The following is a 14,225-nucleotide window of genomic DNA, read 5'->3' on the forward strand; positions in this document are numbered from 1 at the left end:
CCGCTACGAGCGCAAGGGCGCTCACTTCGCAGCGTTCGCCACCATCGCCGCCGCCCTCATCTGCCACCGCAGAATCACCAAATGAGATGAATTCTGAGTCCGTGCCGGGCGCCGACCGCGGCCCGTCGGCGCGGTGACGGGCACGGGCGGTCAGCCGACGGCCGTCGGTCCGGCGACGGCGCTCCGCCGGGGACTGCCAGCGCCGTGACGGCGGGCGTCGGTGCCGTGACGGTGGCCGTCGGTGCCGTGACGGCGAGGTCCGGCATGTTCTCCAGAGGCCCCGCCCCGTTTCCGTCCGAGGCCGACCGCCCGCACCCCCGAACCCCCGCACCCCCGAACCGAAGGAGAGCGCGCATGACGATCGCCATCCGACCGGGAAGCACCGTGATGTTCACCGGAGACTCCATCACCGACTGCCGACGCCGCGAGAGCGAGGACGGCCTCGGCTACGGTTACCCGCTGCTGGTCGCCGGAGCCTGGGGGCACCGGCACCCGGACCGCCCGGTGACCTGGCTGAACACCGCGAACGCGGGCGACAAGGTGATGGACCTGCAGGCCCGTTGGCGCAGGGACGTGCTCGACGCGCGCCCGGACGTGCTCTCGGTCCTGGTCGGGGTCAACGACATGGGCTGGCACACCCTCGACCCGAAGGGCTTCGTGATCCCGGCGGAGCGCTTCGAGGCGGACTACGACCGCCTCCTCGCACCGCTCGCCGAGGCGGGCACCCGGCTGATCCTCGTCGAACCGTTCCTGCTGCCGATCCGGGCCGTCGTCGAGGCCGGTGAGGGCCCCGGCGGAGACGCCGTGCGGATCGGGGAGGAGCAGCGCGACGCGTGGCGCGCCGACCTGGACCCGAAGATCCAGGCCGTCCGCCGGCTCGCCCGCCGGTACGGCGCCCGTCTGCTCGCCGCCGACGGCATGTTCGCCGAACTCGCCACCAGGACCGAGCCGGAGCACTGGGCCGCGGACGGCGTCCACCCGACGCCCGCGGGCCACGCCGCACTCGCGGAGGCCTGGCTGCGCCTGGTCGAGTGATCGGGCCCGGGCCGAGCCGCGGGCCTCTACGCTGGCGCCGGGCGCAGACCGCGCCCGGCGCCGGCGCGCGCAGACCCCGGGGGGCCCACGTGATACGCGTACACCACCGCACCTACACCCTGATCCCGTGGCCGTGGCGGGTCATCTCCTGGGCCCAGGCGCCCGAGGGGCTCGAGTTCACCCTGTACGACGTCGACGACCCGGTGCTGCGCGGCGTCGAGGTGCCCGGCACCCCGGAGGAGGCCGCCCGCTGGAAGACGGCCCACGACGCCTACCGGGCGTTGCTGCGCGAGGCCGAGGACGTCGTGCGCCACGCCCACGGCGTGCGCTGCAGGAGCGGCCTCATGGTGGACCTCCGCTCGGTGCGGCTGCGCCGCTACGACCTGATCCCCAACCGGAAGGCCCGCTCCCGGCGGCTGTTCGCCGAGTGCCTGACCCGGATGAGGGCCGCCGAGGAGGCCTACCGCCCGGTCCTCGAGGCGATCGAGGCCCGCCTCCCGCAGCCCCCGGCGGACGCGGCTTGAGACCGGGGCCTGAGACCGGGGCCGGGACCGTGACCGACACCGTGGCCGAGACCCCTGCCGTTCAGACCCTGCCGCCGAAGAAGACCTGCACCTCCCGGATCAGGCCGTCCCGCACGGTGATCGCCTCGACGTTGCGGTACCGTCCGCCGTCGGCGAGCTCGTACTCGTACTGGACGAAGACGAGCTCCCCGTCGGCGGGGGTGACGTGCAGCAGCCGCTGCTCCGTGAACCGGTCGGCGGTGGGGAAGCACTGCCGGAAGAACGCGGCCCTGTCGATGCGGCCGTCCTGCGGGCTGGTGAACGTGAAGTCGTCGGCGTACAGCGGCAGGGCGGCCTCCCGGTCCTGGGACCGGTAGCAGCGGAACGCCGCCTCGACGACGCTTGCGGGGCTGGCGTCCATACGATCTCCGTCTGTCGGGTGGGGCGGGTGGAGGAACGGCCCGCCGGGACGAGCGCCCGCGGCGGAGCAGGAGCCCCGGAGATCGAGCGTCCCCCCGGGGCGGACCCAGCAGAGGTACCGCGCCCGGCGCTCGGCAAACCCGCCGCCCGCGCCGGACGCGGGACCGCGGAACCGGGGCCCTGGGTGCCTCCGACGGACCACGCGGCACCGTGTCGGAGGCACCTGGCAGGATGCCGGTACCGGGCCGGCCGCACGGCCCGGCCGAGTCCGGACGAAGGGGGCGCAGATGGCGGCCGAGGTGATCAGGTTCGCGGACCGCACGCAGAGCGTGACGGTGGAGCTGGAGGACAGGCCGGGCCGCGGACGCCGCGACGAGTGGCACGAGGCCGAGATCGTCATCAGGACGGGCTTCGTCACCGCACAGCTGCCACTTCCCCTCACCGGGGCCGACTTCGCGGACCTCGCCGACTTCCTGGCCACCCGCGCCGCGGCCGAGGAGAGCGGTGCCCTGCCGAGCGGCTCCGCCACCGACTGGCCCGAGGCCGGCCGCAGCGCCTACCTGCGGCTGTACGCCGCCGACCCGTTCGTGGTGGAGATCCGGGACCCGGTGCAGAGCGGGGTCACGGTCAGCGTGCCGCTGCACCTTCGCGACGGCTGGGCCGCCCGCGCCGCCGCCCGGCTCGACCGGCTGCGCACCACGCTGAGCGGCTGAGACCGCGCCCGAGCGCCCGCCCGCGGGCCGCGGCCCCGCCGATGCGGCCGAGCTGCCTCACAGCGGGGTGAGGACGTCCTGGTGCGCGCCGTCGAGGACGAAGCCGTTGTCCCACCGGACCCGCACGGTCACCCGCCTGCCCCGCTCCCGGTGGGCAGCCCATTCCGGCTCCAGGACGGCGATCTGCGCCTCCAGCCGTTCCCGGCTCGCAGCCGGCATGGTGTGCCCGTAGTCCTCGAACAGCGACCTGAGCCGCTGGTACTCGAGGACTTCGTGGCTCTCCGGGAGTTCCCCGTCCACCCGCTCGACGGTGCCCTCGATCCCGGCGCCCAGCGACAGGAACCCGACGACGCCCCCGGTCTCGCCGCTCCCCCCGGCCTCCCCGGGGCCGGCGGCGAACGCCTCGCCGATCCCGATGTCCTCGGCCAGCCTGACGCGTCGGCCTTCCTCCAGGGTCATCCGTCCGCTGCCTCTCGATCGATGGGTCGTGCGCCGGCGCAGCCTGGCTGCGTCCCGCCATTATCCGCCAGGCGCACCACCCGGTCGGGCGATGGATCGCCTGGCATGTCCGCGGCCGGAAAATCGCAGGTCAAAAGGCCTTTTCCGGAGGGCGTAGGGGGTCTAGCATTCCCGTCACGGCAGCCCCTTCACCCCCTCGATCGGCTGCCGAGCAGACCGGCCGCGTCCCCCCCCCCCGTGACGGCCGGTGCCTCCCACAGCCGGGGCCCCGGGTTCTCCCCGTCCCCGCGGCCCCGGCTGGTCGGCGGTCACACCGAGGGGGCGTGCGCCGGCGCGAAGCCCCGCGCCCCTGCCCTCCGCTTCCCCCACCACCTCCCGCGGCCGTCGCCGTCGTCCCCCGGCCCCGGGCAGGTCAGCGGGTCAGCGCCCGGCCAGCCGACGGGAGGTGAGCCGGACCTCCGCGAGCTGGGCGGTGGTCAGCCGCCGCGCCTCCCAGATCACCGCGGCCACGTCCGCGGCCCGGGAGTGGAGCGGCGGCAGGTCGTCGGCAGCGGATCCTGGAACACGCCAGGGGCCAGTTCGCCCGGCACGGGTACGCCGCCGTCACCGTCAAGGGCGTGGCCGATGCGGCGGGCGTGTCGCCGAACCTCATCACGCGGTACTTCGGCGGCAAGGACGGCCTGTTCCTGGCGGCGACCGAGGTGGGGATCCCGGTCCCCGACTCCTTCGACGGCGACCGGTCCGGGCTCGGCGAGCGCCTCGCGGCGAACATCGTCCGGCGCTGGTTCGGCGCCGCCGGGGAGGACCCGCTGCTCGTGCTGCACCGCGCCTCCGGTGAACGACCGGCGGCGGCGGAGGCGCTGGCCGCCTTCCTCGACACCAACTCCCTGGAGCCGTTGCACCGTTACCTGCGTGACAGTGGTCCGGACGACGCGGAGGCGGGCCGCCGGGCCGCGGCGATCGACGCCTTCGTCCTCGGCGTCTCCACCCGCCGCCGGATCCTGCGCTCCGACCTCGGCGACCCCGACGACCTGCGGGCCTGGCTGGCTGCGGCCATCCAGCGCCTCGCCGACGGCTGAGGTCGCGGGCGCCGCGGGGGTTCCGCGGTCCGAGCGCCAGGCCCGGGCCCGGCCGGGTCCCGGCGGCCGGACCCCTCCGGCGCACCCACCCCTCCGGCTGAATCCCTCCGACTGCGCCTCCCCGGCCGCACCCCTCCGGCCAACGCGCGGAGTCGATCGTATGAACATCATCTGAAGCGGCGTCATGGTGGGTGACGGCTCCCTAGGCTGCGGCCGTCCGCCCCGATCACTCCAGCCCGAGAGACCCCACCATGCTCATCCTGTCCCTGCTGCTCCTGGCCGTCGGCATCAGCCTGCTCATCCTGCGGTGGCGCAGGATCGGCTCCTGGCCGGTCGCCCTCGGCGGCATCCTCACCGGCGTCCTCGGGCTGCTGCTGGGGCTCACGACCTTCGTGCACGTGGTCGAGCCGACCGAGGTCGCGGTGCCCACCAGCCTCGGCAAGGTCGGCCGCACCTGGCAGCCCGGGCTCCACTTCAAGTCGCCGCTGACCGACGTGACCACCTTCTCGACCCGCCCCGCCGACCTCGACCTGACCGGTGACTCCACCGTCGAGGTCCGCTCCTCCGAGGGTGGCGTGCTGTACGCCGACCTCACCGTCAAGTGGTCGATCGACCCGGAGCACACCGCGGAGCTGTTCCGGCTGGCGGGCAGTGCCGAGGCCGTCCAGCAGCGCCTGGTCTACCCGGACAGCCGGGAGATCGTCCGCAACGTCTTCGCCCGCCACACCAGCGTCGAGGGCTACTCCTCCCAGCGGGAGGCGATCAGCTCCGAGATCGACAAGCTGATCACCGCCCGGCTGGCCCCGCGCGGCATCCTCGTCAACGGCGTCAACCTGCGCAACGTCCGGCCGAGCGACGGCCTGCAGAAGGCCATCGACCAGAAGATCCAGCAGGACCAGGCCACCGCCCAGGCGGAGGCGGCCGTGCGCACGGCCAAGGCCGAAGCCGACAAGCGCAAGATCGAGGCGGACAGCACCGCCGCCGCCAACGCCGCCATCGCCAACTCGCTCACCGACAAGATCCTGCTGAGCCAGTGCATCGACGCCTTCAAGGCCGCGGCCGAGAAGAACCCCGTCTACGCCAGCCCCTGCGGAGCCAACGGCACGCCCGTCATCGTGGACGGCACCAAGCGCTGAGCGGCGTGCGCCGGACCGGACGGGCTCGCAGCCCGGTGCCCGTCCGGTCCGGCGGTCCGGGTCCGACTGTCACCGGGCCCGGCCGCCGGGGCGCTCACGGCGGAATCGCAGGGACGCCGGAGTCGTGGTCCGGGGTGTCCGGGGCACGGTGACGGCGTGTGGGCCGACCATCATCCGGTCGGACGATCGCCGCGGGAGCTCGTGGGATCACCGGTCAGGGTGCACTCCGGCGGCGCACCGCGCGTTCGGCGGGGCCGCGAACGGATCACGCCCTAGCGTGACCCGGGACCGATCCGGGCGGGACCGCCGTCGGGATCCAGGCACTACGGAGACATCGTGACCACGACCGCCGGCCTCGCCGCGCTCACCGGGGACTACGTCCTCGACCCCACCCACACCCGGATCGGCTTCGTCGCCCGCCACGCCATGGTGACCAAGGTCCGCGGTGCGTTCCACCAGTTCGAGGGCACGGCCCACCTGGACGGTTCCGACCCGTCCCGCTCGACCGGCCAGGTGGTGATCAAGGCCGAGAGCATCGACACCGGAGTCGAACAGCGCGACCAGCACCTGCGCACCAACGACTTCCTGGACGCCCCCAACTTCCCCGACATCACCTTCCGCAGCACCGCGGTCGAGCGGCACTCGGACACCGAGTACCGGGTCACCGGCGATCTCACCATCAAGGACGTCACCCGCCCGGTCTCCATCGACTTCGAGTACACGGGCAACGCCGTCGACCCGTACGGCAACCTGCGGGTCGGCCTGGAGGGCTCGGTGACCATCTCCCGCAAGGAGTTCGGGGTGACCTGGAACGCGGCCCTGGAGGGCGGCGGCGTCCTGGTCGGAGACAAGGTCGTCCTGGAGTTCGACATCTCCGCGATCAAGCAGGGCTGACGGCGCGGGCGGCGCTCCGCGGCACGGACCCCGCCGTCCGCGCCGCACGCCGCCCCGTCACCCCCCCGGCGGGGGAGTCCGGCACCGACCGGCCTCCCCCGCCGCGCTCTCCCCGGCCCCGCCGTCCCGTTCACCCGCAGGCAGGCGCCGCGGAGCACCCCTGGTCCGGAGCGGGGGTTCCGCGGGCGTCCCGCGGAGCGCCCGTGGGCGGCGGGGCGGGCCGCGCCGGAGCCCCGCCGCGCGCACGACGTACGATCGCGGTCGGCGACCACTCGGAGGGGGAAGGGCCATGAGCACGATCGGGGTCTACCTGGCGCATCCGCGGCCGGGCAGCTTCAACCACGCGCTGTACGAGGCGGTGGTGGACGAACTGCGGGGTCGCGGCTGCGAGGTGCGGGCCCACGACCTCCACGCGGAGGGCTTCCCGCCGCTGCTGACCGCCGAGGAGACCGGCACGGTGGACGCGGCGGACCCGTCCGCCGACCCCGTGCTCGCCCTGCACCGGGCCGAGGTGGCCACTCTGGACGGCCTCGTGCTGATCCACCCGAACTGGTGGGGCATGCCGCCCGCCGTCCTGGTCGGCTGGGTGCAGCGGGTACTGGTCCCCGGCGTCGCCTACAAGCTCGGCACGGCCGACGGCGAACCGGCCGGGCTCCTGCGGGCCGGGCGGGCCCTGGTGCTGAACACCTCGGACACGCCCGAGGCCCGGGAGCGCGACGAGTTCGGCGACCCGCTCGAGCGGGTGTGGGCGGCCTGCGTGCTGCCGTACGTCGGCGTCACCGACGTCCGGCGGACGGTGTTCCGCACCGTCACCGACGCGCCCGCCGCCGAACGCGCCGACTGGCTCCGCCAGGCGCGCGAGCAGGCCGCCGCCCTGATCGGCTGACGCCCCGCCCGGTGCGCGCCGCCGCTCCGGGCCGGGGTGGCGGTCAGCCGCGCACGTGCAGGCCGAAGCCCGTGCGGCCCGCGGGCTCCAGGCCCTCCTTCAGGTGCAGCGAGGGGATCTCGTAGTCGCCGAAGTTCTGCGGCCGGTACGCGATCGGCTCGGTCGACTCCAGGGTGAGCAACCGCTGCTCCCAGGCCCCGGCGACGGCCGGGTAGTCCTCGTCGGTGATCCGGTCGGCGCCGTACACGACGAACGGCGGCAGCACCTCGATGCCCGGGTAGTAGAGGATGCCGTGCTGGAACGGGAACAGCAGGTCGTCGACGGGGCCGTTGATCCCGCGGGCGCCGTAGTGCGACTGCGGGCCGCCGACGGTCACCGACAGCAGGGCCCGCCGGCCCGCGAGGGTGCCCTCGCCGAAGCGCTCGCCGTACTTGGTGGCGCTGTGCTCGCCGACGCCGTACGCGAAGCGGTAGGTGAACACCCGGTCCACCCACCCCTTGAGGATCGCGGGCATCGTGTACCACCACAGCGGGAACTGGAAGACGATCGTGTCGGCCCAGAGCAGCTTCTCCTGCTCGGCGCGGACGTCCGGGCCGAGCGTTCCCCGTTCGAAGGCCCGGCCGGAGTCCAGCGGGACCTTCAAGGGGTTCGAGGCCTCGGGGCCGTAGTCCGCGGCGTCCACCACCGCCTTCCAGTTCATGGCGTACAGGTCGCTGACGCGCACCTCGTGCCCGGCGGCCTCCAGGGTGGACACCGCGAGGTCCTTCAGCGAGCCGTTGAGCGACTGCGGCTCGGGGTGGGCGTGGACGATCAGCGTCTTCACGGGAACTCCTTCGGATCGGATGCCCCGATTCTGGGCGCCCCGCGGCCCGGTGTTCAGGGCCGCGACTTCCGTAGGACCGGACTTCCTGGTACTGGCAGGACCACCCTCACGGGGCGCGGCCGCCGCCATACTCGGGGCATGGACGATCTTGCGGGTTTCCTTCGGACCAGGCGTTCCCGGGTCGACCCGGCGGCCGTCGGCATTCCCGTCGACAGCCGCCGCCGGGTGGAGGGGCTGCGCCGCGAGGAGGTCGCGCACCTGTCCGGAGTGAGCGTGGACTACTACGTGCGCCTGGAGCAGGGCCGCGCGACCCAGCCCTCCGAGCAGGTCCTCGACGCGCTGGCCCGGGTCCTCGACCTCGACGAGACCGAGCGCGACCACCTCCACCGGCTGGCCCGGCAGCGCCGCCGCCGGGCCAGGACGCCGGGCGGCCGGGTCCGGCCGGAGCTGCTGCGCGTGCTCAACCTGGTCACCGGCGCACCCGCGCTGATCATGGACCACCGCCTGGACGCCCTCGCCGGGAACCGGCTCGCCGGGCTCCTCTTCGGCCGGCCGATGCCGGGCCTCAACATCGCCCGGCACATCTTCCTCGACGAGGCGGAGCACGGTCTCTACGCGGACTGGGAGAACTGCACCCTCGACGTGGTGGGGCACCTGCGCCTGGCCGTCGGCAAGTACCCCGACGACCCCCGACTGGCCTCGCTCGTCGGCGAGCTGGCCATGGGCAGCGAGCGCTTCCGCCGCCTCTGGGCCCGCGCCGACGTGCGGGCCCGCACCCACGGGCGCAAGGCGTACCGGCACCCGCTGGTCGGTCTGCTGGAACTGCACCAGGAGAACTTCACGCTCCCGGACGAGTCGGGCATGGAGGTGGTGGTGCTGTCCGCGCCCCCCGGGAGCCCCGCCGAGGACGGGCTCCGCCTCCTCGACCGCCTCGGTACGGACGACGACGCCCCTCCCGCCGCGGCACCCGCCGCCCCCGCTCCCGTCGCGGCCCCCGTCGCCGAGCCCCGCGACCAGGTCTGACCGGCCCGCGCGACCGGGTCCGACCGGCCGGGACACGTGGTCGGCGGACGGGGCCGTTCGGCTGGACCTCGCGGCGCGGCGGGCCGGCGGGCGGACTCGTGCGGCTCCGTGCCCGGCTACCGTCGTGCGGTCCGTCCCGTCCCGTTCGTCCCCGTTCCGGGAGAGTGATGCCGGGTATCCGCAGCTTCCGCTCACGGTGGCTCACCGCCGCCGCGGGCCTGTTGGTGTTCGCGTCGGGCCTGGTGGGCTGCGGGAGCAGCGGGCAGGGCGGCCCGGTCACGCTGAACTGGTACAACTTCCCCGACGACTCGGGGGCGTTGCAGCAGGCCGCCGACCGCTGCGGTCAGCAGTCCGGCGGCCGGTACAGCATCAAGTACAACAAGCTCCCGCGCGGCGCCGACGGGCAGCGGCAGCAACTGGTGCGCCGGATGGCGGCGCACGACGCCGAGGTGGACGTCCTGGGGCTGGACGTGACCTGGCCGGCGGAGTTCGCGCAGGCGGGCTGGATCCGGGAGTGGACCGGGGCGATGAAGGACCGGGCCACCGCGGACACCCTCGCGGCGGCGGTGCGGACCGCGACCTGGCAGGGGCGGCTGTTCGCGGCGCCGTACAACTCGAACACCCAACTGCTCTGGTACCGGGACGACCTGGTCCCCGACCCGCCGAAGACCTGGGCGGAGATGCTGGCGCAGGCGGACGCGCTGGCGAAGCAGGGCAAGCCGCACTACGTGGAGATCCAGGGCGCGCAGTACGAGGGCCTGACGGTGTGGTTCAACACCCTGGTCACCAGCGCGGGCGGGTCGATCCTCACCCCGGACGCGCAGGCCCCCTCGCTCGGTCCGCCGGCGGTGCAGGCCGCACAGGTGATGCACGACACCGCGACCTCGGCGGCCGCCGACCCCTCGCTGCCCAACCAGATGGAGGACCAGAACCGGCTGGCGATGGAGTCGGGGACGGCCGCGTTCGAGCTCAACTACCCGTTCGTCTACCCGTCCATGAAGAGCAACCAGCCCGAGCTGTTCCAGCACTTCCGCTGGGCGCCCTACCCGTCGGTGCTGCCCGGCCGGCCGGCGACCGTCACGATCGGCGGCATCGACCTGGCCGTCGGCGCGTACAGCCGGCACCCGGACCTCGCGTTCGAGGCCACCCTGTGCCTGCGGGACCGGGAGAACCAGCTGACCAACGCGCTGAAGGGCGGCCTGCCGCCGTCGCTGCGCAGCCTCTACCAGGCGGCCGAGCTCACCGAGAGCTACCCGTTCGCGGCCGACGTGCTGACCGCGCTGGACAACGCCAGCGTCCGGCCGCAGACCCCCGCCTACCAGAACGTGTCCATCGCCATCTCGCACACCCTCTCACCGCCCGCCGACATCCGCCCGGAGAGCAGCGTGGCCGACCTCCGCGGGCAGATCGAGGACGCCCTCGGCTCCAAGGGGCTGATCCCGTGACACCTGCCACCGCACTCGGCGACCCGGCCGGGAAGAAGAGGACCGCGGGGCACGCCGAGGGCGCCCGCCAGGAGCGCCGGCTGGGCCTGCTGCTGTGCGCGCCCGCCGCCGTCGTGATGCTGGCGGTCACCGCCTACCCGATCGCCTACGCGGTCTACCTCTCCCTCCAGCGCTACGACCTGCGCTTCCCGCAGCAGGCCCACTGGGTGGGGCTGTCCAACTACGGTGCGGTGCTCAGCTCGCCGTTCTGGTGGCAGGCGCTGTGGGTGACGGTGCTGATCACCGTGGTCTCGGTGGTGATCGAGCTGGTGCTCGGCATGGCGCTCGCGCTGGTGATGCACCGTACGGTGTTCGGCCGCGGAACCGTCCGGACGGCGGTGCTGATCCCGTACGGCATCGTCACCGTGGTCGCCGCCTACTCCTGGCAGTACGCCTGGACGCCCGGCGTCGGCTACCTCGCCGCACTCCTGCCGGAGGGCAGCGCCCCGCTGACCGACCAGTGGCAGGCGATCGGCCTGATCATCCTGGCGGAGGTGTGGAAGACCACGCCGTTCATGGCCCTGCTGCTGCTCGCGGGCCTGGCGCTGGTCCCCGAGGAGACCGTCCGGGCCGCCATGGTCGACGGCGCGACGTTCTGGCAGCGGCTGCGCCTGGTGATCCTGCCGCTGATGAAGCCGGCGATCCTGGTCGCCCTGCTCTTCCGCACCCTGGACGCGTTCCGCGTCTTCGACAACATCTACGTGCTGACCGGCGGCTCCAACGACACCGGTTCGGTGTCGATCCTCGGCTACGACAACCTCTTCACGGCTCTGAACCTGGGCATCGGGTCGGCGATCTCGGTCCTGATCTTCCTCTGCGTGGTGGTCATCGCCGTCGTCTTCATCAAGGTCTTCGGCGCCGCCGCGCCGGGCGGCGAACCGGAGCGCAGATGAGCAGTCGCACCCGCACCCTGTCGAGCTGGGGCGTCGCCAACCTGATCGTCGTCCTGTACGCGCTGTTCCCGGTCTGGTGGATCGTGGCGCTCTCCTTCAAGACGCCGAGCACGCTCACCGACGGCGACTTCATCCCGCGCGAGTGGACCTGGGAGAACTACCGGGGCATCTTCCAGACCTCCGAGTTCACCCGCGCCCTGGTCAACTCGATCGGCATCTCGGTGATCGCCACGACCATCGCGGTCGTCCTCGGCACCATGGCCGCCTACGCGGTGGCGCGGCTGCGCTTCCCCGGCAAGCGGCTGCTGATCGGCGTCTCGCTGCTGATCGCCATGTTCCCGCCGATCTCGCTGGTCTCGCCGCTGTTCAACATCGAGCGCGTGCTGGGGATCTCCGACACCTGGGCGGGCTTGATCATCCCGTACATGACCTTCTCGCTGCCGCTGGCGATCTACACGCTGTCGGCGTTCTTCCGGGAGATCCCCTGGGACCTGGAGAAGGCGGCCAAGGTGGACGGCGCCACCCCGTGGCAGGCCTTCCGGCTGGTCATCGCCCCGCTGGCGGCGCCCGGCGTCTTCACCACGGGCATCCTCGTCTTCATCTTCTGCTGGAACGACTTCCTGTTCGCGATCTCGCTGACCTCGACCACCTCGGCCAGGACCGTCCCGGCCGCCATCGCCTTCTTCACCGGCAGCTCGCAGTTCCAGCAGCCGACCGGATCCATCGCCGCCGCGGCGGTGGTCATCACCATCCCGATCGTGATCTTCGTCCTGCTGTTCCAGCGCCGTATCGTCGCCGGCCTCACCGCCGGCGCAGTCAAGGGATGAGACCGCCCCACCGGGCGGACCAGGAAGGCGGACCGTGGCCGAGATCGTCCTCGACGGCATCACCAAGCGCTACCCCGACGGCGCGCTCGCCGTCCACCACTTCGACCTCACCATCGCCGACGGGGAGTTCGTCATCCTGGTCGGACCGTCCGGCTGCGGCAAGTCCACCACCCTGAACATGATCGCCGGGCTGGAGGAGATCACCGAGGGCACCCTGCGGATCGGCGGACAGGTCGTCAACGACCGCGCCCCCAAGGACCGCGACATCGCCATGGTGTTCCAGAGCTACGCGCTCTACCCGCACATGACCGTCCGGGAGAACATGGGCTTCGCGCTGCGCCTCGCCAAGGTCGACAAGGCGACCATCGCGGCCAAGGTCGAGGAGGCCGCCGGCATCCTCGACCTGACCCAGCACCTCGAGCGCCGTCCGGCCAACCTCTCCGGCGGCCAGCGCCAGCGGGTCGCGATGGGCCGGGCCATCGTCCGGGACCCCAAGGTGTTCCTGATGGACGAGCCGCTGTCCAACCTCGACGCCAAGCTCCGGGTCCAGATGCGCACCCAGATCGCCGCCCTCCAGCGACGTCTGGGCACCACCACCGTCTACGTCACCCACGACCAGGTCGAGGCCATGACCCTCGGCGACCGGGTCGTCGTCATGCGCGCCGGCGTCGTCCAGCAGGTCGGCGAGCCGCAGCACCTCTACGACGCGCCGGCGAACCTCTTCGTCGCCGGCTTCATCGGCTCGCCCGGCATGAACTTCCTCGCCGCGACCGTCGAACAGGGCGCCCTGCGCACCTCCCTCGGCGACCTCCCCCTGGACGACCGCACGCGCCGCGTCCTGGAACGGGCGGACGCGCCGCGTGACGTCATCGTGGGGATCCGCCCCGAGGACTTCGAGGACGCCGACCTCGTCGACGACCACGGCGCGGGCCCGCTCTTCACCGTCACCGTGGACGTGCGCGAGTCCGTCGGCTCCGACGTGTTCGTGCACTTCGCCGAGACCGGCGGGCCCGCCCGCGCCGAGGAACTCGCCGAGCTCGCCGCCGACTCGGGCCGGGCCGACACCGGGATGAGCGAGCACCACGTCGTCGCCCGGCTGAACCCCGCCACCCGCGCGGCCGAAGGCGCCCGGCTGGACCTGCGGATCGACGCCTCCCGCATGCACGTCTTCGACCCCCGCAACGGCGTCAACCTGACCCGGCCCGACCAGCCGGCGACCTGAGTCCCGTGCCCCTCGGCCGCCGGGGAGGGTCGGCCCGCCCGACGGCGGCGCGGCACGCGGGCAGGCATGAAGTCCGCGGGCGGGGGCACACGGTAGTCCGATCGGGTCGGAGTCGAACGAGGGGAGAAGACCGTGACGATCCTGTGGGCCCTGGTCGCAGGCCTGGTGGTGGGTCTGCTGGCGAAGCTCGTGCTGCCGGGCCGTCAGCCCGTCCCGCTGTGGCTGACCGTCCTCGTCGGCGCGGCGGGTGCCGTGCTCGGCAATGCCGCGGCGTCCTACTTCGGGGTGCGGCACACCGGTGGCATCGACTGGATCCGGCACCTGCTGCAGGTCGGCGTGGCGGCGGTGCTGATCGCGCTGGTGTCGCCCGCCTACGCGGGCCGGCGGCGCTGAGCCGGAGCGCTGAGCCCGTGTGCTGAGTCGGCGCGCTGATTCGCTGCGCTGAGTCGGCCGTTCGGCCGGAGGACCCGAGGGCACTCCTCGGGTCCTCCGGCCGAACGCGTTCGCGGGCGGGCGCCCGGAGGGCGCTCACGGCACCTCCCTCCCGGCGTCCGTCGAGGGCTTCTCCGCCGGCTCGCCCCGGCCGCGACCGGGGACGGTCGATCAGGGACACCGGACCGCCGTTACCTCCCGTGACCTGGGAGGTCGTAACCTTCCTGGGACGCGTCCGCGGGACGAACGGGCGGCGTGACGGGCGACGGACACGCCCGCGGCACGCCGTTCCGCCGCCCGCGCGGGCACCGGAGCGGGAACCGCCGGACCGTACACGGCGTACTTCCCTCCCGGGGGTCAAGAGCGAGGCGGGGGAACAGTGCCAGAGGGGATCGC

At 73.3% G+C, this 14,225-nt stretch carries 16 protein-coding genes; 13 read left to right on the forward strand and 3 right to left on the reverse strand.

Annotation, left to right across the window (positions count from 1 at the left end):
• Positions 1-354 precede the first annotated feature (354 nt).
• Both ACIRS1_RS37160 and ACIRS1_RS37165 read left to right on the forward strand, forming a co-directional pair.
• Positions 355-1,035, forward strand: coding sequence for an SGNH/GDSL hydrolase family protein (locus tag ACIRS1_RS37160; RefSeq protein WP_402846969.1), 681 nt, complete (start codon positions 355-357; stop codon positions 1,033-1,035).
• An 89-nt stretch (positions 1,036-1,124) separates the two neighbouring features.
• On the forward strand, positions 1,125-1,559 hold the full coding sequence (locus ACIRS1_RS37165; protein ID WP_402846971.1) for a hypothetical protein: 435 nt from the start codon (positions 1,125-1,127) through the stop codon (positions 1,557-1,559).
• Positions 1,560-1,620: 61 nt separating this feature from the next.
• Here ACIRS1_RS37165 and ACIRS1_RS37170 read toward each other — a convergent pair whose 3' ends face one another.
• A complete protein-coding gene (locus ACIRS1_RS37170) occupies positions 1,621-1,959 on the reverse strand; it encodes a nuclear transport factor 2 family protein (protein WP_402846973.1) in 339 nt (112 codons plus the stop codon).
• A gap of 286 nt (positions 1,960-2,245) precedes the next feature.
• On the opposite strand from ACIRS1_RS37170, the gene ACIRS1_RS37175 reads away from it, so the two are divergent.
• Positions 2,246-2,671: a DUF5959 family protein gene (locus ACIRS1_RS37175; RefSeq protein WP_402846975.1), complete on the forward strand. Its 426-nt coding sequence runs from the start codon at positions 2,246-2,248 to the stop codon at positions 2,669-2,671.
• A 57-nt stretch (positions 2,672-2,728) separates the two neighbouring features.
• Here the strand turns inward: ACIRS1_RS37175 and ACIRS1_RS37180 are convergent, their stop codons facing one another.
• Complete coding sequence (locus ACIRS1_RS37180) at positions 2,729-3,130, reverse strand: hypothetical protein (protein ID WP_402846977.1); 402 nt, start codon at positions 3,128-3,130, stop codon at positions 2,729-2,731.
• A gap of 557 nt (positions 3,131-3,687) precedes the next feature.
• Between ACIRS1_RS37180 and ACIRS1_RS37185 the strand changes: the two genes are divergently transcribed.
• The 4 genes from ACIRS1_RS37185 to ACIRS1_RS37200 all read left to right on the forward strand — a co-directional run bounded on the left by ACIRS1_RS37185 (position 3,688) and on the right by ACIRS1_RS37200 (position 7,125).
• Positions 3,688-4,209 carry a TetR family transcriptional regulator gene (locus ACIRS1_RS37185; protein WP_402847044.1) on the forward strand — a complete coding sequence of 174 codons (522 nt, stop codon included), beginning with the start codon at positions 3,688-3,690 and terminating at the stop codon, positions 4,207-4,209.
• 251 nt (positions 4,210-4,460) lie between these two features.
• Positions 4,461-5,345 (forward strand): prohibitin family protein, encoded by an 885-nt coding sequence (locus ACIRS1_RS37190; RefSeq protein ID WP_360215754.1) that lies wholly within the window; start codon positions 4,461-4,463, stop codon positions 5,343-5,345.
• A gap of 336 nt (positions 5,346-5,681) precedes the next feature.
• Complete coding sequence (locus ACIRS1_RS37195; RefSeq protein ID WP_402846980.1) at positions 5,682-6,239, forward strand: YceI family protein; 558 nt, start codon at positions 5,682-5,684, stop codon at positions 6,237-6,239.
• A gap of 289 nt (positions 6,240-6,528) precedes the next feature.
• The gene (locus tag ACIRS1_RS37200) at positions 6,529-7,125 is read left to right on the forward strand and encodes an NAD(P)H-dependent oxidoreductase (protein ID WP_402846982.1); all 597 of its coding nucleotides are present in this window, start codon (positions 6,529-6,531) and stop codon (positions 7,123-7,125) included.
• A 43-nt stretch (positions 7,126-7,168) separates the two neighbouring features.
• On the opposite strand, the gene ACIRS1_RS37205 is transcribed toward ACIRS1_RS37200, so the two are convergent.
• Positions 7,169-7,948: an NAD(P)H-dependent oxidoreductase gene (locus ACIRS1_RS37205; RefSeq protein ID WP_402846984.1), complete on the reverse strand. Its 780-nt coding sequence runs from the start codon at positions 7,946-7,948 to the stop codon at positions 7,169-7,171.
• Positions 7,949-8,086: 138 nt separating this feature from the next.
• On the opposite strand from ACIRS1_RS37205, the gene ACIRS1_RS37210 reads away from it, so the two are divergent.
• The 6 genes from ACIRS1_RS37210 (at position 8,087) to ACIRS1_RS37235 (ending at position 13,790) form a co-directional block, all read left to right on the forward strand.
• Complete coding sequence (locus ACIRS1_RS37210) at positions 8,087-8,971, forward strand: helix-turn-helix transcriptional regulator (RefSeq protein ID WP_402846986.1); 885 nt, start codon at positions 8,087-8,089, stop codon at positions 8,969-8,971.
• A 167-nt stretch (positions 8,972-9,138) separates the two neighbouring features.
• On the forward strand, positions 9,139-10,416 hold the full coding sequence (locus tag ACIRS1_RS37215) for an ABC transporter substrate-binding protein (RefSeq protein WP_402846988.1): 1,278 nt from the start codon (positions 9,139-9,141) through the stop codon (positions 10,414-10,416).
• On the forward strand, positions 10,413-11,348 hold the full coding sequence (locus ACIRS1_RS37220; RefSeq protein WP_402846990.1) for a carbohydrate ABC transporter permease: 936 nt from the start codon (positions 10,413-10,415) through the stop codon (positions 11,346-11,348). Before ACIRS1_RS37215 ends, ACIRS1_RS37220 begins: the two co-directional genes overlap by 4 nt.
• Complete coding sequence (locus ACIRS1_RS37225) at positions 11,345-12,175, forward strand: carbohydrate ABC transporter permease (protein WP_402846992.1); 831 nt, start codon at positions 11,345-11,347, stop codon at positions 12,173-12,175. The genes ACIRS1_RS37220 and ACIRS1_RS37225 overlap by 4 nt, the downstream gene beginning before the upstream one ends.
• Before the next feature lie 34 nt (positions 12,176-12,209).
• Positions 12,210-13,397, forward strand: a complete 1,188-nt coding sequence (locus tag ACIRS1_RS37230) for an ABC transporter ATP-binding protein (RefSeq protein WP_402846993.1) — start codon at positions 12,210-12,212, stop codon at positions 13,395-13,397.
• A 132-nt stretch (positions 13,398-13,529) separates the two neighbouring features.
• A complete protein-coding gene (locus ACIRS1_RS37235) occupies positions 13,530-13,790 on the forward strand; it encodes a GlsB/YeaQ/YmgE family stress response membrane protein (protein WP_360215725.1) in 261 nt (86 codons plus the stop codon).
• Positions 13,791-14,225 lie beyond the last annotated feature (435 nt).

This window comes from Kitasatospora sp. NPDC101176 (genome assembly GCF_044768035.1).
Classification (GTDB): Bacteria; Actinomycetota; Actinomycetes; order Streptomycetales; family Streptomycetaceae; genus Kitasatospora.